Genomic DNA, 20,615 nt, shown 5'->3' on the forward strand with positions numbered 1-20,615 from the left:
GCGTGCCTCGCACTAGCTAGCGATCAACCCCCGACGGCGCCGTCGCGGCGTTCCAGCCCCAGGCTGAGGACGACCGCGGTGGCGCCGTCGCGGTAGTAGAGCCGGCGCCGGGCGAGCTCGGCGAACCCCTGGGACTCGTAGAAGGCGATCGCGCCGGCGTTGTCCTCGCGGACCTCGAGCAGCAGCCGGTCCGCACCGCCGTCGACGGCGAGCAGGCGCACCTGCTCGAGCAGGGCGGTCGCGAGGCCGGTACGCCGGTGGGCCCGACCGACCGCGATCCGCTGCAGCTCCGCGACGTCGGCCACGATGCTGGCCGCCGCGTGCCCGACCACGTCGCCCTCCACCTCGGCCACGAGATAGTGCACCGTCGGGAGCCGGCCGCTCACCCCCTCGGCGACCAGTGCCTCGGACCAGGCGTCCGCGCCGAGGTTGGCCTCCTCCAGCGCGGCGATCGCGGCGATGTCGGCCGCCTCCGCGGCGCGGATCACGAGACGGGCTTGGGCTTGCCGGGTGCGACGGCGTCCGGACGCCGCAGGTAGAGCGGCTCGGGGTCGTGCAGCTCCGCGCGCTCACCGGTCACCACGCGCGCCAGCCAGCCCGCACTCGGCCGGACCGGCCCGACCGCGTTCGGGAACGAGTCGGGGTAGAGCGTGGCTCCCTCGCCGACGACCGGCAGGTCGGTCGCGGCCGCTCCCGGGTGCTCCACCAGCGGCCCGTGCAGCCGCGTCGCGGCGACGTCGTAGGAGGCCAGGTAGACCTCCTTGCGGCGGGCGTCGGTGGCCACCACGAAGTGGCCGTCCACGACCCCGGTGTCGACAGCCTCGACGGCGAGCACGTCGAGCGAGCACACGCCGTGCACGGGGATGCCGAGGACGAAGGCGAGCGTGCGCGCGGTGACCAGCCCGACCCGCAGCCCGGTGAAGGGGCCCGGGCCGACGCCCACCGCGATCGCGGTGAGGTCCTGCCGGACGATCCCGGCCTGCCCGAGCGCCTGCTCGATCAGCGGCGCGAGCTGCTCGCCGTGCTTCATCGGCCGCTCCGAGGTCAGCTCGACCAGCACGTCCCGGCCGTCGTGGAGGGCGACGGAGACGTACGGCGTGGCGGTGTCGAAGGCGAGCAGCACGGGTCGAAGGCTACTGCGGCTACGCAGGCTCCCCGGTCGCCGGGCGGTCCGGCGCCGGTGGGTCGACCGCCAGCTCGGCGAGATGGGCGTCGATCCCGGAGAGGCCGGGCAGCTCCGAGCCGGGCTGCCAGGTGCACAGCTCGTCGATCTCGTCGTTGGGCACGAAGTCGACCTCCCCCTCGAGGACGGTGCGGTAGACCGCGACGAACTCGATGCGTCGCTCGTGGCCCAGCTGGACCGTCCCCACCCCCACGAACTCGACGTCGCCGGCGGGCACCCCGGTCTCCTCGAGGAACTCCCGCTGCGCGGCCTCGCGCGGGGTCTCGCCGTCGTCGATCATGCCGCCGGGCAGCTCCCACTCGTCGCGCCAGCTGTTGTGCACCATCACCACGCCGCCGGCGTGCCCGGCCACCATCAGCGAGAGCGGCAACGGGATGCTCGGGTCGAGCTCGGCCAGCTCGGACTCGGGGCAGCGGTAGAAGTCGAGGAGGAGGTTCTCGTTGAGCTTCTCCGCCAGCGGCGGCCGCTGGCTGGACGGCACCTCCATCTCGTACCAGCGCGGCCCGATCGGCGTCATCAGCACCCGCCGCGGGTCGAGGTCGGAGTCGAGCTCCTCGTCGGCCAGGGCGCGGATGATTCGGACCTCCAGGCGCGACTCCGCCAGCCCCTCGGCCACGCCCTCGCCCCACTCCACGACGGTCACCGAGTCGTCCAGCGAGGTCTCGAGGTCGAGGTCGTCGAGCTCCTCGATCCCGCCGAGGCGGTAGGCGTCGACGTGGACCAGGCCCGGTCCCCCCGCCAGGGACGGGTGCTCCCGGGCGATCACGAACGTCGGCGAGGTGACGTCGCCGCGGACCTCGAGCCCCTGTCCCACGCCCTGGGTGAACGTGGTCTTGCCCGCGCCCAGCTCACCGCTGAGGACGACCAGGTCCCCCGCGGCCAGCTGCCCGGCCAGCGCCCGGCCGATCTCGCGCATGGACTCGGCATCGGGGGCGTCGAAGAGGAAGGTCCGCAGCGGGCGGCGCAGCTCGACGTTCGGCGAGGACCGCCGGATCTCGCGAAAGCCCTGGCGCTCCCAGAAGCGCCGCGTCCGCGGCAGCTCCTCGCGGGTCACCACGGTGAGGTCGTCGTAGCCGTGGGCCGCGTCGACGGCCGCGTCGATGAGCACCTTCGCGATGCCGTGGCCCTGGGCCTTCGGCAGCACCCCGAAGCGGCGCAGGTACATCGTGCTGCCCTTGGGGTCGAGCACCAGCGCGCCCACGTCCTCGCCCTCGAAGCGGGCCACCAGGCCACCGGCGCCGTTCGCGAGCAGCGCGGCCAGCTCGGTCAGGCTCTCGCTCAGGGCCGCGGCCGGCGGGTCGAGCGGCGGGCGCGCCTCGAAGGCGGGCAGCACCACGGCCCGGACGTCCTCGGCCCCCTCCGGGCCCACGTGGCGGATCTCCAGGCTCACCGCGAGTCCACCAGACCTGCCGCGGCGGCGATCAGCTGGTCGAGCTCGGCGTTGACCTGGTCGTGGCGCTCCATGATCACCATGTGTCCGGCCTTCTCGCACTCCAGCAGGGTCGAGCCGGGGACGTGGGCGTGCAGCTTGCGGCTGTGCCCGATCGAGGTGAGCCGGTCGGCGGTGCCGCAGATGATCGCGGTGGGCACGTCCTCGAGCGCCGCGACCGCGTGGAACTTGTCGAACAGCCGGAAGCTCCCGAAGAACTCCGCGACCACCTCGAAGGGCGTGTCGGAGAGCATCTGGTCGACGAAGTCGACGTACGCCGCGGGCACGGCGTCGCCGAACGCGAACAGGTCGGTGGCCACCATCGCCACGTTGCGGCCCAGCCGGCGCACCCGGTCGACGCTCTTGTGGCCGCGGCCGAGCAGGGCGACCACCTGGTGGGTGATCCCGCCGCCGATGGACAGCGGCACGACCGGGAGCAGGATCCGGCTCGGGTCCAGGCCGCCGGCCGTCGTGGAGATCAGCGCGACGCCGGCGACCCGGTCGCCGAACAGCTCGGGGTGCTGCTCGGCCAGCGCGATGATGCTCATCCCGCCCATCGAGTGGCCGACGAGGACCACCGGGCCCTCGGGCACGACCTCGTCGAGGATCCGCTCCAGGTCGCGTCCGAGCTGGTCGATGGTGGCGTGGCCCAGGCTCGAGCGGCCGGATCGGCCGTGGGAGCGCTGGTCGTAGTAGACGGTGCGGACCAGCCCCCGGTAGCCCGCGCGCTGGAAGTGCCAGCAGTCGAGGTTGAGCGCGTAGCCGTGGCAGAAGACGACGGTCAGCGGCGGCTGCGCCTCCCCCGACGTACGACGCCGGCCGGAGTCCTCGACGGGTTCGTACTCGTCGACCTCGACGTGCAGGGGCACCCCGTCGTCGGCGACGACCGTGATCGGCCGGGAGCGCAGCGATCCGAACGGGGTGACGTCCCCCGCCCCGCGACGGGCCATCACCCGGCGGTGCCGGGCCACCCCGACGGCCGTGCCGGCCACCGCGATGCCGGCAGCACCGGCCGCGAGTCCCAGGATCCTGCGTTTCAGGCTCATTCGGCTCCTCCGTCAGGGTGGACGTGGCGGCGGGTCATCCGACCGCCGATCCGGGTGACGATCTCGTAGGAGATGGTGCCGCACGCCTCGGCCCAGTCCTGGGCGGTCGGCTCGCCGTCCCGCCCGGTCCCGAAGAGGACCACCTCGTCGCCGGCGCCGGCCTCGTCACCCTCCAGGTCGACGACGAACTGGTCCATGCAGATCCGCCCGCGCACGGGGCGCCGCTTCCCGGCGACCCAGGTCTCGGCGCTGTTCGAGGCGTGACGGGGCACGCCGTCGCCGTACCCGGCGGGGACCAGGCCCACCGTCGTGGGTTGACCGGCGGTCCAGGTGTGGCCGTAGGACACGCTCGCGCCGGCCGCGAGCGGCTTGGTGAGCACCAGGCGGGCGCGCGCGGTCATCGCGGGCACCAGGCCCAGGTCGGGCGAGTGCCCGGGTGCGGGGTCGAGGCCGTACGACGCCAGCCCGCAGCGCACCAGGTCGAACCACGAGGAGGGCCGGAGCAGGGCGGCCGCCGAGTTCGCGAGGTGGCGGACCTCCGGCCGGAGGCCTGCCGCCTCGGCCACGGCCAGGGCTTCGACGAACACCCGCTCCTGGGCGTCGTTGGCGGGGTGGTCGGGCTCGTCGCTGCACGCGAAGTGGGACCAGATCCCGGTCACCTGCCAGGTGCCGGCCTCCTCGCCTGCCCGGGCCCGGGCGACGACGTCGGGCCAGTCGGCCACGGTCGCCCCACCGCGGGAGAGCCCGGTGTCGACCTTGAGCTGGAGCCGCGCCGGAGACCCGGCCGCGGCCACGCCGGCCGCGATCTCGTCCAGCTGGGCCACCGAGGAGGCGGTGACGTCGACGCCGGCCGCGACCGGGGCGGCGTACTCCTCGCCGGGGGCCGCCAGCCAGCAGAGCACCCGGCCGGTGTCGCCGGCCCCGCGCAGCGTCATCGCCTCGTCGAGGGTGGCGACGCCGAGCCACTCGGCGCCGGCCTGCCGGGCGGCCGCGGCTGCCGCGACCATGCCGTGGCCGTAGCCGTCGGCCTTCACGACGGTCATCATCTGCACGGGGGACGCACCCTCGGGCGAGACCGTCCGCCTCAGCGTGGCGACGTTGTGCCGGATCGCCGCCAGGTCGACCACGATCTCGGCGCGCGCGACCGGCGGGGGGCTCATGGGGGGTGATTCTTCCATCACCGCTCAGCAGCCCGTCAGGGACCGTTCAGACTCGGGCCGGGAGCTCCCGGACGACGGCGGTGACGTGGCGGGCGACCTCGCTCGCCACGATCGGCCCGCCATCGGAGGCGAGGGTGGCGGCAGCACCGTGCAGCCAGGAGCCGAGCGACGCGGCGTCGAAGGGCTCCAGGCCGGCCGCGAGCAGCGCCCCCACCAGCCCGCCGAGGACGTCGCCGGCCCCCGCGGTGGCGAGCCACGGCACCCCCGTCGTGGTGGCACGGACCCGGCCGGTGGGCTCGGCCACGAGGGTGTGGCGCCCCTTGAGCAGGACCACGGCGCCGAGCTCGTCCGCGGCCCGGCGGGCGTGCGCCAGCGGGCGCGCCTCGACCTCGGACCGGTCGGTCCCGAGCATGGCGGCGAGCTCGCCGGCGTGGGGGGTGAGGACACCCGGCACGCCCAGCCGGCCGCGTACGTGGGCCAGCGCGTCGGCGTCGACGACGACGGGGACGCCGTCCTCCACGGCGTCGGCCAGCTCGCGACCCGCGTGCTCGCCGCCGCCCGAGCCGACGACCCAGGCCTGCACCCGCCCGTCCCCGACCACCTCCGGGTGCGCCTCCCGCACCCGGTCGGCGACGGCGCGGTCCCCGACGTACCGCACCATGCCGCACAGCCCGGTCGCCGCCCCGGCGACGCTGAGCAGGCCGGCGCCGGGATAGGCCGCCGAGCCGCAGCGGACGCCCACGACCCCGCGGGTGTACTTGTGGGCGTCCGGTCGTGGGCGCGGCAGGATTGCCGCGACGTCCTCCGGCTGGAGCGCCTCGACCGGCGCCGGGGGCAGGTCGAGGCCGATGTCGACGAGGTGGACGGCGCCGCAGGCCGCGGCGGCGGGGTCGACGAGGTGGGCGATCTTGTGGGTGCCGAAGGTGACGGTGACGTCGGCGCACACGTGCTCACCCTCGAGCTCGCCGGTGTCGACGCCGATCCCGGACGGCGTGTCGACGGCGACCACCGGGACGCCCGGCACCGCCGCGAGCGCTGCTGCCGCGTCCACCCGGAGCCCGCCGCGGCCGCCGATCCCGACGATCCCGTCCACCACCACCTCGGGGCCGGCGTCGCCCGGTGGTCTCGTGGCACCCGGTGGTCGAGCCTGTCGAGACCACACCGTCACCCGGCCGCCGGCGGACCGCAGCGCGGCCACGCCGGCCCGGTGCGCCTTGTCGGAGAGCAGCCACGCCTCGACCTGGCAGCCGCGCCGGGCCAGCAGCGTCCCGGCGTACAGCGCATCGCCCCCGTTGTCGCCGGAGCCGACCAGCAGCAGCACCCGGCGCCCGTACGCCGACCCGAGCAGGTCGATCACGGCGTACGCCAAGCCGGCCGCGGCCCGCTGCATCAGCGCACCCTCCGGCAGCCGCGCCATCAGCGCCGCCTCGGCCTCCCGCACCTGCTCGACGGTGTGCGCGCTCCTCATGCCGCCAACCTAACCGGGTCGTGTGGCTGACAGTGCGCGATGGCGCACTCACAACCACACGACTCGGTGGCTGTGGATGAGGTACGACGGGTTGGCGTCGAAGAGAGCACGCTTCCGGCATGGACGGGGAGAGCTGGCGAGCGGCAGCGGACGAGCAGGCCGGGCTGCTCTCGCGCAGGCAGCTCAACGAGCTCGGGGTCGACAGGTGGCGGGTGCGCAACCAGATCGCCGCCGGACGGTGGGCGGAGCGCTCGCCGATGGTGATCAGCACGACCACGGGGCCCCTGTCGCGCGAGCAGCTGATGTGGCTGGGCGTGCTGCACGCCGGGCCGGAAGCGGTCGTCGGCGGGCTCGCGGCGGCCGAGGTGGCCGGCCTGCGCAACTGGCACCGCGACGAGGTCACCGTGCTCATCCCCGACGAGCTCGAGGTCGAGGACGTGCCCGGCATCGACTTCCACCGCACACGTCGGGCGATCAAGCTGATGCGCAGGCCGGGCCCGGGACTGCCGACCTGCCGGGTCGAGCCGGCCATCCTGCTCTTCGGCGCCTACCAACGCTCGCGCCGAACGGCCCAGGGGGTCGTGGCGGCCGCCGTGCAGCAGCGGCTGACCGAACCTGAGGCGCTGATCCACTGGGTGAACGCCATGCGGCCGCTGCGGTGGGCGCCCATGTTCCGACAGGTCATCGGCGACATTGCCGGTGGATCGCAGTCAGTGGCCGAGCTGGACGTCGTCCGCATGTGCCGCGACCAGGGCTTGTCTCTCCCGGACCGCCAACTGCAGCGGATCGACGCCGACGGTCGCACCCGGTTCACCGACTGCGAGTGGCGACTGTCCGACGGCCGCGTCCTCGTGCTCGAGGTGGACGGGTCGTTCCACATGGACAGTCAGCATTGGGAGGACGATCTGGCCCGGCAGCGGCAGCTGAGTGCACCCGATCGACTGATGGTCCGCTGCACCGCGCGCGAGCTCCGGGAGGAGCCCTGGAAGGTGGCGCGTGATCTTCGCCGGCTCGGCGTCCCAAGTCGTGCGGCCTAGCGTGCGCCCTGGCGCACTCTCCACCACACGACCCGGTGGGTCGGGGTCAGGACTCCAGGACGACCATGGCGGAGGCGATGCCGGCGTCGTGGGAGAGCGACAGGTGCACGTGGGCGACGCCCAGCTCGGTGGCGCGGGCCAGGACGGTGCCGCGCAGGTCGAAGCGCGGCCGCCCGGACTCCTCCGAGACGACCTCGGCGTCGTGCCAGGCCATGCCGACCGGGGCGCCGAGGGCCTTGGCGAGCGCCTCCTTGGCGGCGAACCGGGCGGCCAGCGACGCCGGCGGGCGGCCGGCCTCGTGCGGGGTGAAGATCCGCTGCAGCAGGCCCGGCGTCCGGGCGAGCGCCTCCTCGAAGCGCTCGATGTCGGCGACGTCGATCCCGACCCCGATGACGGCCACCGCAGCCCTACTCGACCGTGACGGACTTGGCGAGGTTGCGGGGCTGGTCCACGTCGTGGCCCAGCGCCGTGGCCAGCTCGCACGCGAACAGCTGCAGGGGCACGACCGCCACCAGCGGCTGGAGCAGCACCGGCACCTTCGGCAGCCGCACCAGCACGTCGGCGTACGGCGCGATCGTCTCGTCGCCCTCCTCCACCAGGCAGATGGTCCGGGCCCCCCGGGCGCGCACTTCCTGGATCCCGCTGAGCATCTTGTCGCGCAGCTGGTCGCGGCCCTGGGGAGGTACGACGCACAGCACCGGCAGCCGGTCCTCGACCAGCGCGATCGGGCCGTGCTTGAGCTCTCCGGCGGCGAACCCCTCGGCGTGCAGGTAGGCCAGCTCCTTGAGCTTGAGCGCCCCCTCGAGGGCCACCGGGTAGCCCGCGTGCCGGCCCAGGAACAGCACCGAGCGGGCGTCGACGTGCTCGCGGGCCAGGGCGTACATCGCCTCGTCGTCGTCGAGGACCCCCTGGATGTGGGCGGGCATCGACTCGAGCTGGTCCATGATCTCGGTGATCTCGTCACCGAACCGGGTGCCCTTGACCTGGGCGAGGTAGAGGGCCAGCAGGTAGCAGGCCACCAGCTGGGTGAGGAACCCCTTGGTGGACGCGACGCCGATCTCCGGGCCGGCGTGGGTGTAGATCACCGCGTCCGACTCCCGCGGGATGGTCGAGCCGTTGGTGTTGCAGATCGCCAGCACCCGCGAGCGCTGCTGCCGCGCGTGCCGGATCGCCTGCAGGGTGTCGGCGGTCTCCCCGGACTGGCTGATCGCGACGACCAGCGTCGAGGAGGTCAGGATCGGGTCGCGGTAGCGGAACTCCGAGGCCAGCTCGACCTCGACCGGGATCCGGGTCCAGTGCTCGATGGCGTACTTCGCGACCATGCCGGCGTAGAACGACGTACCGCACGCGATGATGATGATCTTGTCGATGTCGCGCAGGTCCTGGTCGGAGAGGCGCATCTCGTCGAGCTGCAGCTGGCCGGCCGCGTCGCGGCGGCCCAGCAGCGAGTCCGCGACCGCGCGGGGCTGCTCGTAGATCTCCTTGCGCATGAACCAGTCGTGGCCGTCCTTCTCGGCCGCCGAGAGGTCCCAGTTCACGTGGTAGCGGCGGCCCTCCGCAGGTGACCCGTCGAAGCCGGTGACCGCGACCGCCTCGCGGGTGATGGTGACGACCTGGTCCTGCCCGAGCTCCATCGCCTCGCGGGTGTGCTCGATGAACGCGGACACGTCGGAGCCGAGGAAGTTCTCCCCCTCCCCGATCCCGACGACCAGCGGCGAGTTGCGGCGGGCGGCGACGACGCGGGAGGGGTCCTCGCCGTCCAGCGCGACCAGGGTGAACGCGCCCTCGAGTCGGCAGCAGACCCGCTGCATCGCCGTGGTCAGGTCCACGCCCGCCGCCAGCTCGCGCTCCAGCAGGTGCGCGGCGACCTCGGTGTCGGTCTCCGAGGACAGCTCGTGGCCGGCGTTCTCCAGCTCGGTGCGCAGCTCCACGAAGTTCTCGAGGATGCCGTTGTGCACCAGCGCCAGCCGGCCGGACCGGCCGAGGTGCGGGTGCGCGTTGACGTCGTTCGGCGCGCCGTGCGTGGCCCAGCGGGTGTGCCCGATCCCGGTGGTCGACGCCACCAGCGGCTCGTCCACGATCGCCTTCTCGAGGTTCGCGAGCTTGCCGGCGCGCTTCTGCCACGACACGGTCCCCGCGTCGATCAGGGCGATCCCCGCGGAGTCGTAGCCGCGGTACTCGAGGCGGCGGAGCCCCTCGATGACGACGTCCTGCGCCTGCTTCTCACCGACGTAGCCCACGATTCCGCACATGGGGGCCACTCTAACGAGCGGACACCCCGCCGGACCGCGGCAGCCTGACTGCAACAATCTCCCGCATGTCTCCCAACGGCGGGGTCCCCAACGGTGGTCCCGAGGACGCCGGCCGCGAGTCCTCGCCGTACATCGAGCTGGACCGTTCCGCGTGGGCCGCGCTCGCGCAGGAGACCGAGAGCCCGCTCACCCCGGAGGAGATCCGTCGGCTGCGCGGCCTCGGTGACTCCCTCGACCTCGAGGAGGTGCGGGAGGTCTACCTGCCGCTCTCCCGCCTGTTGAGCCTGTACGTCGGGTCCGCCGGCCGGCTGCACCGGCAGCAGGAGGACTTCCTGCACCGCCGGGTCCCCCCGCGCACGCCGTTCGTGATCGGCCTGGCCGGCTCGGTCGCCGTCGGGAAGTCGACCACGGCACGGGTGCTCCAGCAGATGCTCGCCCACTGGCCCGAGCACCCGAACGTCGCCCTGGTCACCACCGACGGCTTCCTCTACCCCAACGCCGAGCTCGAGCGCCGCGGCATCCTGCAGCGCAAGGGGTTCCCGGAGTCCTACGACCGGCGCGCCCTGCTCCGTTTCGTCGTCGACATCAAGTCCGGCAAGGACGAGGTCGAGGCGCCGACCTACTCCCACCTCGTGTACGACGTGGTGCCCGACGAGAAGGTCGTCATCAGCCGACCCGACATCGTGATCATCGAGGGCCTCAACGTCCTCCAGCCGGCCCGGGTCCGCGAGGACGGCCGCACCGGCCTGACCCTGAGCGACTTCTTCGACTTCAGCGTCTACGTCGACGCCGGCACCGGCCACATCCGCAACTGGTACGTCGAGCGGTTCCTGCGGCTGCGCGAGACCGCCTTCCGCGACCCCGGCTCCTACTTCTCCAAGTACGCCGCCCTGACCGAGGACGAGGCCGTCGCCGAGGCGGAGCGGATCTGGGACACGATCAACGGCCCGAACCTGGTGCAGAACATCCTGCCCACCCGCTCGCGGGCCACGCTGGTGCTGCGCAAGGACCGCGACCACTCGGTGCGCTACGTGCGGGTGCGCAAGCTGTAGCCCAGCCCCGGCCGGGACAGGTCGTCCCGGCAGTCCTACCGCAGGCGCTTCTGGACGTCGAGGCACCTCTCCACGACCCGGTAGCCCAGCTGCTCGTTGACGGCGTTCATGGCGGCGTTGACGCCGGCGTTGCCGGTCTCCACGTGGGCGCACTCCGGGAAGAGGTCGTGGACCGTGCGGTGCGTCAGCAGCTTCATGCCCAGGCCCAGCCGGTGGCCGCGGTGCCCGGGCAGGACCAGCGTGCCGCCGACCGAGGCGTGCCGTGGGTCGGCGCGGTGGATCCGGACGTCGGAGAACCCGCACAGGTGGCCGTCCGGCGCCACGGCCAGGCCGTAGACCGAGACCCGGCCGGTGCTGATCGCCCGGGCCTCACCGTCCCGGATCCGCTGCGGGGTCCACTCGGCCCGGCGCAGGTCGAGGCCCCCGGTCGGCACCTCGCCCAGGAAGGCGGACAGCAGCTCGCAGAAGTCGTCGAGCCGCTCCTCGGGCACCCGGTCGACGGCGACCTCGAGGCGGTAGCCACCCAGCGCGGCCGCGACCTCCTCGTCGAGGATCGCCCAGGCCGCCGGCGCGGTGGTGAGGTCCACGAGCTTGGTCTCCTCGAAGCTGCCGACCTCGTAGCCGGCGGCCGCGGCGAACAGCGAGCCGGGGCTCTCCAGGCCGACCGGTGCGTACGCGCTGGAGATGAGCGTGGTGCGGCCCTCGCGGCCCGCTGCGGCCTCGAGCTCCTCGAGCAGGGCCCGGCCGACACCGCGGCGACGGTGCTCCGGGTGCACCCACACCTCCACCTCGGCCAGGTGGGTGTTGTCCAGGTCGAAGAGCCACAGCTGGGCCGCCCCGACGGCCCGACCCTCCCGCTGCGCCACCGTGTGCACCACGCGGCCGTCGTGCCGGGGCGCCCTGATGGTGTCGCGGGCGACCTCCCACAGCGGCCAAGCCTCGAACGGACGCTCCACGCTCGCGGCACGGCCGACCTCCCACCAGGCGCGCAGCAGCTGCTCGTCGTGCGGGTCGATCCTGCGGATCTCGAGGGTGGCCACGGAACCGCAGCCTAGGCAGCGGCGGGCACCCCGGGCGACCAGGTTTCGAGCGGCGTCAGAGGGAGAGCTGGCGCTTGACGACGTCCGCGAGCCGACCGGCGACGGCGTGCGCCTCGTCGTACGTCCCTGCCTCGACCATGACCCGCACCAACGGCTCGGTTCCGGAGGGGCGCAGCAGCACCCGTCCGGTGTCGCCCAGCGCGGCCTCCTCCTCGGCCACCGCGGCGGCGAGGACGGCGTCGTCGTCGGCGCGTGCCTTGTCGACGTTCGGGACGTTGACGAGGACCTGCGGGAGGCGTACGACGACCGACGCGAGCTCCTGCAGGCTCTTGCCGGTCGCCGCCATCCGCTCCAGCACGTGCAGCGCGGTGAGGATGCCGTCACCGGTCGTGGCGTGCTCGCTCATGATCACGTGGCCGGACTGCTCGCCACCGAGGGAGTAGCCGGACACCTTCATCGCCTCGAGGACGTAGCGGTCGCCCACCTTGGTCTGCCGGACGCCCACGCCCGCGACCTTCATGGCGTGCACGAAGCCGAGGTTGCTCATCACGGTGGCCACCACGGTGTTCTTGGTCAGCCGGCCGGCATGCGCCATCGAGAGCGCCAGGATGGCCAGGATCTGGTCGCCGTCGACGACCTCCCCGTCGTGGTCGACCGCCAGGCACCGGTCGGCGTCGCCGTCGAGCGCGAAGCCGGCGTCGGCGGCCTGCTCGAGCACGGCCTTGCGGAGCGGCTCGAGGTGGGTGGAGCCGCAGCCGTCGTTGATGTTGAGGCCGTCGGGCTCGGCGTGGATGGGGAGCACGGTGGCACCCGCCTCGCGCAGCGCCCGCGGCCCGGCGTCGTACGCCGCGCCCTCCGCGCAGTCGAGCACGATCCGCAGCCCGGTCAGCGGCTGGCGCAGCGTGGCGTCGAGGTGGGCGGCGTACTCCTCGACCGCCGTCGGGTGCGGACGGACCCGTCCCACCGCGCCGCCGGTGGGGCGGTCCCAGTCCTCGTGCAGGTGCCGCTCGATCTCGGCCTCGATGGCGTCGTCGAGCTTGACTCCCCCGCGCGCGAGGAACTTGATGCCGTTGTCGGGCATCGCGTTGTGGGAGGCGGAGAGCATCACGCCGAGGTCGGCGCCGAGCGAGCCGGTGAGGTAGGCGACGCCCGGTGTGGGCAGCACCCCCAGCAGCAGCACGTCCACCCCCGCCGAGGCCAGGCCGGCGACGACGGCCGACTCCAGGAACTGTCCGGAGATGCGCGTGTCCCGGCCGACGACGGCGAGCGGGCGGTGGCCCTCGAACTCGCCCCGGTCGGCCAGGACACGGGCGGCAGCAACGGAAAGGTCCAGGGCCAGCTCAGCGGTCAGATGACCGTTGGCCAAGCCCCGGACCCCGTCCGTGCCGAAGAGTTTGGGTGACATGCGGCCCAAACTATAGAACTGCTTAGCGCTTGCTGAACTGAGGCGCCTTGCGGGCCTTCTTCAGACCGGCCTTCTTGCGCTCGATGACACGGGCGTCGCGCGTGAGCAGCCCGGCCTTCTTGAGCGAGGGACGGTTCGCCTCGACGTCGATGGCGTTCAGGGCACGGGCCACGCCGAGGCGCAGGGCGCCGGCCTGACCGGTGATGCCGCCGCCGTGGATGCGGGCGATGACGTCGAAGCGGCCCTCGAGCTGCAGCTCGGCGAAGGGCTCGTTGACGACCTGCTGGTGCAGCTTGTTCGGGAAGTACGAGTCCAGCGTGCGGCCGTTGACGGTCCACACACCGGTGCCGGGCACCAGGCGGACGCGGGCGACTGCCTCCTTGCGGCGGCCGGTGGCCGCGGCGGGGGCGATGGTCGCGGGGCGCTGCGGGGCGTCCGCGGACGGCGCGCTCTCCGAGCTGTAGGCGACGCCCTGCTCGTTGGTCTCGAAGGTCTCCTCGACCTCAGTGTTCTCGGTGGTCTCAGCCACGGTGTTCCTCACTCAGTCTTTCGTCGCGGATTACTGGGAGACCTGGACGATCTCGAAGGGCGTGGCCTGCTGGGCCTGGTGCGGGTGGTTCGGGCCCGAGTAGACCTTCAGCTTCTTCAGGATCTGGCGACCGAGACGGTTCTTGGGGAGCATGCCCCAGACCGCCTTCTCGATCGCCTTGCGGGCGTCCTTCTCGAGGACCTCACCGATCGGGGTGGACGACAGGCCACCCGGGTAGCCGGAGTGGCGGTAGGCCATCTTGGTGGTCTTCTTGGTGCCCGAGAGGGCGACCTTCTCCGCGTTGACGATGATGACGAAGTCACCCATGTCCATGTGCGGGGCGAAGGTGGGCTTGTGCTTGCCACGCAGCAGGTTCGCGGTCGTGACGGCGAGGCGGCCCAGGACGACGTCCTCGGCATCGATGACGTGCCAGGCACGCTGGATGTCACCGGGCTTGGGGCTGTACGTACGCACGGCTGATCTACTTTCCTCGTTCGTAGGACCCGCCCGGATCTGTCCGGACAGGTGGTGGTGCAGCGGCTTCTGACGAACACGGCCCGGCTTGCCAGGAACTGGCTTCCGGGACAGCCCCTCGACCGCACAGCAGTTGGTCGGGGAGCGGCAGGAGTCGCGACCGTCAAGAGTACGGGCACGCGTGCGCGGGGGTCAAAATCCGGGGACCTGAATTCGCCCAGCCCGGCCGGGCAGACTAAGTTGGCCGAGTGACTGATTCTCTCACCGTCCGTGACAACCGCACCGGACAGGAGTACGACGTCCCGATCCTCGACGGCACCATCAAGGCGGCCGACATCGGAAAGATCAAGGCCGGGGACGACATTCCCGGCCTCGCGGTCTACGACCCGGGCTTCGTGAACACCGCCTCCTGCCGCAGCGCCGTGACCTACATCGACGGCGAGCAGGGGATCCTGGAGTACCGCGGCTACCCGATCGAGCAGCTCGCGGAGAAGTCGAACTTCCTCGAGGTCGCCTATCTCCTCATCCACGGCTCCCTGCCGACCAAGGCGGAGTACGAGTCGTGGGTCCACGAGATCACGTACCACACGTTCGTCCACGAGAACGTGAAGAGCTTCATGGAGGGCTTCCGCTACGACGCCCACCCCATGGGGATGCTGATGGCCTCCGTCGGCGCCCTCTCCACGTTCTACCCCGACGCCCGCAACATCTCCGACGCCGACAACCGGCACATGCAGATCGTGCGGATGATCGCGAAGATGCCCACGCTCGGCGCCTGGTCGTTCCGGCACGCGCAGGGCAAGCCGTTCGTCTACCCCGACAACGAGCTCGGCTACACCGCGAACTTCCTCTCGATGCTGTTCAAGATGAGCGAGCACAAGTTCGAGGCCGACGAGCGCCTGGTCAAGGCCCTCGACATCCTGTTCATCCTGCACGCCGACCACGAGCAGAACTGCTCGACCAACGCGGTCCGCTCGGTCGGCTCCTCGCAGGTCGACCCGTACTCCGCCGTGGCCGCCGGCGTGGCCGCGCTCTACGGCCCGCTGCACGGCGGCGCCAACGAGGCGGTGCTGCGGATGCTGCGCCGGATCGGGTCGAAGGAGAACATCCCCGCCTTCATCCAGGGCGTCAAGGACGGCAACGAGCGCCTGATGGGCTTCGGCCACCGGGTCTACAAGAACTACGACCCGCGCGCGAAGATCATCAAGAAGGCCTGCGACGACGTCTTCGAGGTCACCGGGGTCAACCCGCTGCTGGAGATCGCCCAGGAGCTGGAGAAGATCGCGCTGGAGGACGAGTACTTCGTCAGCCGCAAGCTCTACCCCAACGTGGACTTCTACTCCGGCCTGATCTACGAGGCCTTCCAGTTCCCGCCGGAGATGTTCACCGTCTTGTTCGCCATCGGCCGCACCCCCGGCTGGCTGGCCCAGTGGCTCGAGCTGGTCCAGGACAAGGAGCAGAAGATCGCGCGCCCCAAGCAGATCTACACCGGCGACCGCCGCCTCGACTTTGTGCCCGCGTCGGAGCGGTGGGCCTGAGCGCAGCGATGGCCCACCGCTCCGACGGGACAGGGCCAGGTCGAGCAGCGGCACGGCTGAGCCTGCGAAGCCGTGACCCGCGTGTCGAGACCCGGTGAGATGATCGATCAGAGCAACCACGAAACGACCCCGGACGATCCTCCGTCCGGGGTCGTCGTGCCCTCGGGGACCGAGGCACCGTCCGGGCTGGTCTGGGATCTCGGGAACGTCCTGATCGACTGGGACCCGTACGCCGCGATCGCGGCCGGGGTGGGCCCCGACGAGGCCCGGCGGTTCCTGGCGGCCGACGACTTCGACTTCATGGCCTTCAACCACGGCCCGGACTCCGGCGCCAGCTGGGAGGACGCCGAGGCCGAGGTGCGGCGTACCCATCCCCACTGGGCGGAGCACGCCCTGTCCTACCGGGCCAACTTCCCTGCCTCGCTGGTCGGGGAGGTGCCCGGCAGCGTCGCCCTGCTCCGGGAGCTGCACGCGGCCGGAGTGCCGATGTGGGGCCTGACCAACTGGTCCGACGAGCTCTACCCGCACGGGCCGGCGAAGTTCCCGTTCCTGCGCGAGCTGCTGCGCGAGGTGTTCGTCTCCGGCACCGAGGGCGTGGCCAAGCCGGACCCGCGCATCTTCGAGATCGTCGCGACGCGGACCGGGCACGCCCTGGCCGAGCTGGTCTTCGTCGACGACCGACCCGACAACGTCCGGGCCGCCGCCGAGCTCGGCATGCACGCGCTGCTGTTCACCGACGCCGAGACGCTGCGCCGGGACCTGCGCGCCCGCGGCCTGCCGGCCTGACGTGATGGTCGTGTCGGCCGGCTGGGACTGGCTCGACAGGGCCTGATCGGCGTCGATCCCCCGCAGCTGGCCTCGCGTGCGGCCGACTCGTTGCGGGGCGTCCGTCCTCAGCCGGGGTCAGCCGGTCCAGCCGAGCTGCCGAAGGGCCCAGCCAGCGTTCCAGACCTTGGTCATGTGGCTGATCCTGCCGTCGTCGAACTCCATCGCGTAGACGTAGTCGCTGCTGGTGCCCTTGCCGGTCGGCGGCATTGGACCACCCTCGCCGGTGTGGGTGCCCGTGAACACGGCGTACACGCACACGTTGTTGCGCTCGGGGTCCACGGCGAAGGACTTGACCGTGTAGCTGCCGTCCGGCATGAGGCCGAGCATCCCCTTCATCCAGTCGGCGTACTCCTGCAGGGTCCTCATCTCGGCAAGCGGCTCGGCCTGGGCCGCGAACGTGGCGTCCGGTCGGCAGTAGCTGCTGCACTCCTCCCAGCCCCTGCCCGTCTCGCAGGCGTCGAAGAAGGCCCAGGCAGTCTCGGCGACGGATTCGGTGGTCACGGACATGACGTCTCCCTTCTCGGTGGATCTCTGCCCCTCATCACACGGCGCGCCGCGCGGGGCTGGCAGAGGCGGAGGTCCTCGCCGGACGTCAGGCACACTCAGGGCCGAGCAGGACCTCATCGACGCCCCGGTCCGCAGCGGAATCCCCTTCTTCATCCACCTGCCGAGGAGGACGCGTGCCCCAGCTCGACTTCGACGGACCGACCGACGAGGAACCTCAGGTGGCCGAGCGCTCCGAGGAGGCTGACATGGCAGTGGCGGAGCGCACGACCGGGGCCCGGGCGTGGCCGACCGGGGTCCGTGGGTTCGTCCTCGGTGTCCTCGTTGCCGTGGTCACGCTGCTGGCGCTCGAAGCCGCACTGCCCGGAGAACTTCCGTAATGGGTCGGGTTCGTCCTGGCCACGCTCGGCTTCGGCTTCGGCTTCGGGTACGTGCGCAGCTTCCTCGCGTGGCGAGCGCGACGGGTGGAGCGCCGCTCGAGGACGCAGTGAGCCCGAGGGAGCCGTGGTCGTGTCCCGGCCGTCCCGGTGGGGCAACCCGTTCCCGATCGGCGCGGATCAGCCGGGGGCGATCGATCGAGCCCTTCCGTGTCGCCCGGCCTCGAAGGCCTCCTTGCCGCCGCGGAAGCCGAAGGGCAGCAGACGCGGACCAGCCGATCGACCGCCAGCATCCGCTGTCTCACGGCGTCGCGCAGTGCCGTGCCGAGCAGCGCCAGCCCAGGTCGGACGGCCGGGTCAGACGATCGTGCGGTCGTGGCCCTGCCAGTACGGCGCCCGCAGCTCGCGCTTGAGGATCTTGCCGGTGGGGTTGCGCGGCAGCGCCTCGATCACGTCGACCGAGCGCGGGCACTTGAAGTGCGCGAGGTGCTCGCGGCAGTAGGCGATCAGCTCGTCCTCGGTGGCGGACGTGTCCGGCTTGAGCGACACCACGGCCTTGACGACCTCGCCCCACCGGTCGTCGGGGACGCCGATGACCGCGACCTCCATGACCGCCGGGTGCTCGGCGAGGACCCGCTCGATCTCCGGGGAGTAGATGTTCTCCCCGCCGCTGATGATCATGTCCTTGAGCCGGTCCTCGACGAACAGGAAGCCCTCGCCGTCGACCTTGCCCATGTCGCCGGTGCGGAACCAGCCATCCTCGGTGATGACCTTCGCGGTCTCCTCGGGCAGCCCGAGGAAGCCCTTCATCAGCTGCCTGGTGCGCAGCCAGATCTCACCGTGCTCGCCGGCCGGCAGGTCCTCGAGGGTGCCCGGGTCGACGATCCGCAGCTCCATCCCGGGGATCGGTCGGCCCGCCGAGACCAGCCGCTCGGGGTGCTCGGCGTCCCGGTGCGCCTCGGGCATCAGGTGGGTCGCGACGCCCGCGACCTCGGTCAGCCCGTAGACCTGGATGAAGTCGGTCTCCGGCCACGCCTCCATCGCCGCGCGCAGCAGCGGCAGCGGCATCGGGGACGCGCCGTACGTGTAGGTCCTGAGCGCGCCGAAGAGCTTCACCGCGTCGGGGCCGGCCTGGAGCACCTGGGCCAGCACCGCGGGGACGAGGAAGGTGCGGTTGGCCCCGCCGAGGATCGCGCCCGCGAGGGACGCTCCGTCGGGCTCGCGGGTCATGATGCTGGGGATGCCGTCGTGGATCCCGAAGAGCACGTACGACGAGCCGCCCACGTGGAAGAGCGGCATCGCGACCATGCTCTTGTCGCCGGGCTCGAACGCCCAGCCGTCGTGGGCGTTCACGGTGTGCTCGACCATGTTGGTGTGCGTGAGCATCACGCCCTTGGGGTGGCCGGTCGTGCCGGAGGAGTACATCACCAGGCAGGTGTCGTCGGGGTCCACGTCGGCGGGGCGCGAGACCGGCGAGGAGGCGGCCAGCCACGCTTCGTACTCGTCGCCCTCGGCGCCGTCGATCGTCACCTCGATGACCTTCTCCACCTTCGGGAGCCGGTCCCGGATCTTCTCCACCATCGGCATCAGCTCCGAGCCGACGACGAGGACCTTCGCGCCGCTGTCGTTGACGGCGTAGTCGACCTCCTCGCCCGCCAGCCGCCAGTTGACGATGGCGTTCGCGGCGCCCAGCGAGCCCGCGGCCATGCTGATCTCGACGCAGGCCGGGTGGTTCTTGTCGAGGAAGGCGACCACGTCGCCGCGCCCGATCCCCAGCGCCTGCAGGCCGCCGGCTGCGCGGCGTACCCGGTCGTTCCACTCGGCCCAGCTCCAGGTGCGGGAGCCGTAGGTCATGGCCTCCGCATCCGGGGTCTCGGCGGCCCAGTGGGCGAGGCGGTCGTCGACGAAGCGGGGCGCGGGGGCTGTCATGCGCCGATTGTGTCGGAGGCCACAAGGCCCGACAAGCCGCTCAGGCCGTATGTCCGAGCCGTCGCACGTCGGGCGAGAGCAGCGCCAGCAGCGCCGAGCCGCCCATCACGCAGCCCACCACCACCAGCCAGCGGTCGAAGCCGACCCACTCCGCCACCGGCCCCGTCAGCGCCAGGCCGAGCGGGCGGGCCACGAACGACCCGACGATGTCGAAGGAGTAGACCCGGGCGAGCCGGTCCTCCGGGATGTTCCGCTGGATGGAGAGATCCCAGTTCACGCTGAAGATCTCGAGGCCCAGCCCGTGCAGGAAGGCGCCGAGCAGCACCGGCCAGAGCTGGTCGGAGAGCGCCATCGCCAGCGGGAACGCCGCCGTCAACGACAGCAGCGCCGTCCCGACGTACAGGCCACGCACCGGTCGCCACCGCAGGCAGACCAGTCCGCCCAGCACGAACCCGGCCATCAGCGCGCCGAGCGCCAGGCCCCAGGCGGAGCGCCCGATGGCGTCGCCGACCACGATGGGCCCCAGGACGCCCTGCACTCCCCCGTAGAACAGGTGGTAGAGCAGCGCCTGCCCGATCAGCAGCCAGAGCCAGGTGTGCCGCAGCACCTCACGCGCCCCCTCGGCGAGGTCGGCGAGCAGGGACGGGCGCGCACCCTCCGGCCGGGTCTGCGGCACCCGGAGCAGCGAGAAGCACACGGCGGCCACCGCGTACGTCGCCGCGTCGACCGCGATCGCCCAGCCGGACCCCACCGCGGCCACGAGGAGCCCTCCGACGGAGAACCCGACCACCCCCGCCATGGTCTGCAGCAGCCGGCGCAGCGCCACGGCGGAGCCGAGCTCCTCCGCCGGCACCGTCAGCCGCGTCATGGCCTGCGACGAGGGGCTGCTGAGCGCCGCCAGGCAGCCGTTGACCATGCCGATCGCGCCCAGCGCCGGGATGGTGGCCCAGCCGCCGACGAGCAGGATCGCGATCAGCGCCTGGGTCGCCGAGCTCGCAGCGGCGGAACCCTCCATCATCAGCTGCCGCGGCACCCGGTCACCCAGCACGCCTCCGAACAGGACCGTGACGACCTCCGCGAGCGCGAAGGCCGCGATCACGAGACCGAGCTCGGACGCCGAGCCGCCGAGGTCGAGGACCGCGAAGGCCAGCGCCACGGGGGTGATCGCGTTGCCGAGCGAGCTGGTCGTGGTGCCGGTGACCAGGAGCCGGAAGTTGCGCGAGCGCAGCGGGCTCGCTCGTACGGCTGGTTTGTCGGTGGTGCTCATGTCTCCCCCGTCGTCGCGGCGGATGACTGTATCCCGCGTCACGTCCCGTGGTTCTTCGTGGCCGCCCAGCGGCGTCTCAGCAAAGTCACAGGCGGGC

Annotated in this window: 20 protein-coding genes; 5 read left to right on the forward strand and 15 right to left on the reverse strand. The window is 72.2% G+C overall.

All coding sequences use genetic code 11. From position 1 onward, the window contains the following. Positions 1–23 precede the first annotated feature (23 nt). Genes rimI through ABD268_RS01200 form a run of 6 tightly spaced genes read right to left on the reverse strand, consistent with a single transcriptional unit; the run spans position 24 to position 6,286 of the window. A complete protein-coding gene (gene rimI / locus ABD268_RS01170) occupies positions 24–488 on the reverse strand; it encodes a ribosomal protein S18-alanine N-acetyltransferase (protein WP_344146329.1) in 465 nt (154 codons plus the stop codon). After that, positions 485–1,123 carry a tRNA (adenosine(37)-N6)-threonylcarbamoyltransferase complex dimerization subunit type 1 TsaB gene (gene tsaB, locus ABD268_RS01175; RefSeq protein WP_344146332.1) on the reverse strand — a complete coding sequence of 213 codons (639 nt, stop codon included), beginning with the start codon at positions 1,121–1,123 and terminating at the stop codon, positions 485–487. The genes rimI and tsaB overlap by 4 nt, the downstream gene beginning before the upstream one ends. A 19-nt stretch (positions 1,124–1,142) precedes the next feature. Then, positions 1,143–2,573, reverse strand: coding sequence for a tRNA (adenosine(37)-N6)-threonylcarbamoyltransferase complex ATPase subunit type 1 TsaE (gene tsaE / locus ABD268_RS22785; RefSeq protein ID WP_425573655.1), 1,431 nt, complete (start codon positions 2,571–2,573; stop codon positions 1,143–1,145). After that, on the reverse strand, positions 2,570–3,658 hold the full coding sequence (locus ABD268_RS01190; protein ID WP_344146335.1) for an alpha/beta fold hydrolase: 1,089 nt from the start codon (positions 3,656–3,658) through the stop codon (positions 2,570–2,572). Before ABD268_RS01190 ends, tsaE begins: the two co-directional genes overlap by 4 nt. Continuing rightward, a complete protein-coding gene (alr, locus tag ABD268_RS01195; RefSeq protein ID WP_344146338.1) occupies positions 3,655–4,818 on the reverse strand; it encodes an alanine racemase in 1,164 nt (387 codons plus the stop codon). Before alr ends, ABD268_RS01190 begins: the two co-directional genes overlap by 4 nt. A 46-nt stretch (positions 4,819–4,864) precedes the next feature. Next, entirely contained in the window at positions 4,865–6,286 is a 1,422-nt protein-coding gene (locus ABD268_RS01200; protein WP_344146341.1) for an NAD(P)H-hydrate dehydratase, read from the reverse strand. A gap of 119 nt (positions 6,287–6,405) precedes the next feature. On the opposite strand from ABD268_RS01200, the gene ABD268_RS01205 reads away from it, so the two are divergent. After that, the gene (locus ABD268_RS01205) at positions 6,406–7,323 is read left to right on the forward strand and encodes a hypothetical protein (protein WP_344146344.1); all 918 of its coding nucleotides are present in this window, start codon (positions 6,406–6,408) and stop codon (positions 7,321–7,323) included. A 46-nt stretch (positions 7,324–7,369) separates the two neighbouring features. Here ABD268_RS01205 and ABD268_RS01210 read toward each other — a convergent pair whose 3' ends face one another. Both ABD268_RS01210 and glmS read right to left on the reverse strand, forming a co-directional pair. Further along, positions 7,370–7,723: a holo-ACP synthase gene (locus tag ABD268_RS01210; RefSeq protein WP_344146347.1), complete on the reverse strand. Its 354-nt coding sequence runs from the start codon at positions 7,721–7,723 to the stop codon at positions 7,370–7,372. A 7-nt stretch (positions 7,724–7,730) separates the two neighbouring features. Further along, complete coding sequence (gene glmS / locus ABD268_RS01215; protein WP_344146350.1) at positions 7,731–9,575, reverse strand: glutamine--fructose-6-phosphate transaminase (isomerizing); 1,845 nt, start codon at positions 9,573–9,575, stop codon at positions 7,731–7,733. Positions 9,576–9,640: 65 nt separating this feature from the next. On the opposite strand from glmS, the gene coaA reads away from it, so the two are divergent. Then, positions 9,641–10,627: a type I pantothenate kinase gene (coaA, locus tag ABD268_RS01220; protein WP_344146353.1), complete on the forward strand. Its 987-nt coding sequence runs from the start codon at positions 9,641–9,643 to the stop codon at positions 10,625–10,627. Positions 10,628–10,662: 35 nt separating this feature from the next. Here the strand turns inward: coaA and ABD268_RS01225 are convergent, their stop codons facing one another. From ABD268_RS01225 to rplM, 4 genes are read right to left on the reverse strand one after another with little or no spacing between them, the layout of a single operon-like run. Next, positions 10,663–11,667 carry a GNAT family N-acetyltransferase gene (locus ABD268_RS01225; RefSeq protein WP_344146356.1) on the reverse strand — a complete coding sequence of 335 codons (1,005 nt, stop codon included), beginning with the start codon at positions 11,665–11,667 and terminating at the stop codon, positions 10,663–10,665. A 55-nt stretch (positions 11,668–11,722) separates the two neighbouring features. Continuing rightward, entirely contained in the window at positions 11,723–13,072 is a 1,350-nt protein-coding gene (gene glmM, locus ABD268_RS01230) for a phosphoglucosamine mutase (RefSeq protein WP_344146359.1), read from the reverse strand. 22 nt (positions 13,073–13,094) lie between these two features. Then, positions 13,095–13,601, reverse strand: coding sequence for a 30S ribosomal protein S9 (gene rpsI, locus ABD268_RS01235; RefSeq protein ID WP_344146362.1), 507 nt, complete (start codon positions 13,599–13,601; stop codon positions 13,095–13,097). Between the two features lie 30 nt (positions 13,602–13,631). Further along, positions 13,632–14,075 carry a 50S ribosomal protein L13 gene (rplM, locus tag ABD268_RS01240; RefSeq protein WP_344146365.1) on the reverse strand — a complete coding sequence of 148 codons (444 nt, stop codon included), beginning with the start codon at positions 14,073–14,075 and terminating at the stop codon, positions 13,632–13,634. Positions 14,076–14,323: 248 nt separating this feature from the next. Between rplM and ABD268_RS01245 the strand changes: the two genes are divergently transcribed. Beyond that, positions 14,324–15,613, forward strand: coding sequence for a citrate synthase (locus ABD268_RS01245; RefSeq protein WP_344146368.1), 1,290 nt, complete (start codon positions 14,324–14,326; stop codon positions 15,611–15,613). Positions 15,614–15,769: 156 nt separating this feature from the next. Next, positions 15,770–16,399 (forward strand): HAD family hydrolase, encoded by a 630-nt coding sequence (locus ABD268_RS01250; protein ID WP_344146371.1) that lies wholly within the window; start codon positions 15,770–15,772, stop codon positions 16,397–16,399. 117 nt (positions 16,400–16,516) lie between these two features. Here ABD268_RS01250 and ABD268_RS01255 read toward each other — a convergent pair whose 3' ends face one another. After that, the gene (locus tag ABD268_RS01255) at positions 16,517–16,948 is read right to left on the reverse strand and encodes an ester cyclase (protein WP_344146374.1); all 432 of its coding nucleotides are present in this window, start codon (positions 16,946–16,948) and stop codon (positions 16,517–16,519) included. A 173-nt stretch (positions 16,949–17,121) separates the two neighbouring features. Between ABD268_RS01255 and ABD268_RS01260 the strand changes: the two genes are divergently transcribed. Further along, entirely contained in the window at positions 17,122–17,325 is a 204-nt protein-coding gene (locus tag ABD268_RS01260; protein WP_344146377.1) for a hypothetical protein, read from the forward strand. Between the two features lie 354 nt (positions 17,326–17,679). On the opposite strand, the gene ABD268_RS01265 is transcribed toward ABD268_RS01260, so the two are convergent. Continuing rightward, a complete protein-coding gene (locus tag ABD268_RS01265) occupies positions 17,680–19,251 on the reverse strand; it encodes a long-chain-fatty-acid--CoA ligase (protein WP_344146380.1) in 1,572 nt (523 codons plus the stop codon). 40 nt (positions 19,252–19,291) lie between these two features. Then, the gene (locus ABD268_RS01270; protein ID WP_344146383.1) at positions 19,292–20,518 is read right to left on the reverse strand and encodes an MFS transporter; all 1,227 of its coding nucleotides are present in this window, start codon (positions 20,516–20,518) and stop codon (positions 19,292–19,294) included. Between the last annotated feature and the right edge of the window lie 97 nt (positions 20,519–20,615).

Origin of the sequence: Nocardioides koreensis (genome assembly GCF_039531775.1) — a bacterium.
Classification (GTDB): Bacteria; Actinomycetota; Actinomycetes; order Propionibacteriales; family Nocardioidaceae; genus Nocardioides; species Nocardioides koreensis.

Coding starts and splice junctions, on each gene's coding strand:
- glmM (WP_344146359.1), bottom strand. CDS start 13,072: ATGTCACCCAAACTCTTCGGCACGGACGGGGTCCGGGGCTTGGCCAAC.
- ABD268_RS01190 (WP_344146335.1), bottom strand. CDS start 3,658: ATGAGCCTGAAACGCAGGATCCTGGGACTCGCGGCCGGTGCTGCCGGC.
- ABD268_RS01265 (WP_344146380.1), bottom strand. CDS start 19,251: ATGACAGCCCCCGCGCCCCGCTTCGTCGACGACCGCCTCGCCCACTGG.
- ABD268_RS01270 (WP_344146383.1), bottom strand. CDS start 20,518: ATGAGCACCACCGACAAACCAGCCGTACGAGCGAGCCCGCTGCGCTCG.
- ABD268_RS01255 (WP_344146374.1), bottom strand. CDS start 16,948: ATGTCCGTGACCACCGAATCCGTCGCCGAGACTGCCTGGGCCTTCTTC.
- ABD268_RS01200 (WP_344146341.1), bottom strand. CDS start 6,286: ATGAGGAGCGCGCACACCGTCGAGCAGGTGCGGGAGGCCGAGGCGGCG.
- coaA (WP_344146353.1), top strand. CDS start 9,641: ATGTCTCCCAACGGCGGGGTCCCCAACGGTGGTCCCGAGGACGCCGGC.
- alr (WP_344146338.1), bottom strand. CDS start 4,818: ATGAGCCCCCCGCCGGTCGCGCGCGCCGAGATCGTGGTCGACCTGGCG.
- ABD268_RS01205 (WP_344146344.1), top strand. CDS start 6,406: ATGGACGGGGAGAGCTGGCGAGCGGCAGCGGACGAGCAGGCCGGGCTG.
- glmS (WP_344146350.1), bottom strand. CDS start 9,575: ATGTGCGGAATCGTGGGCTACGTCGGTGAGAAGCAGGCGCAGGACGTC.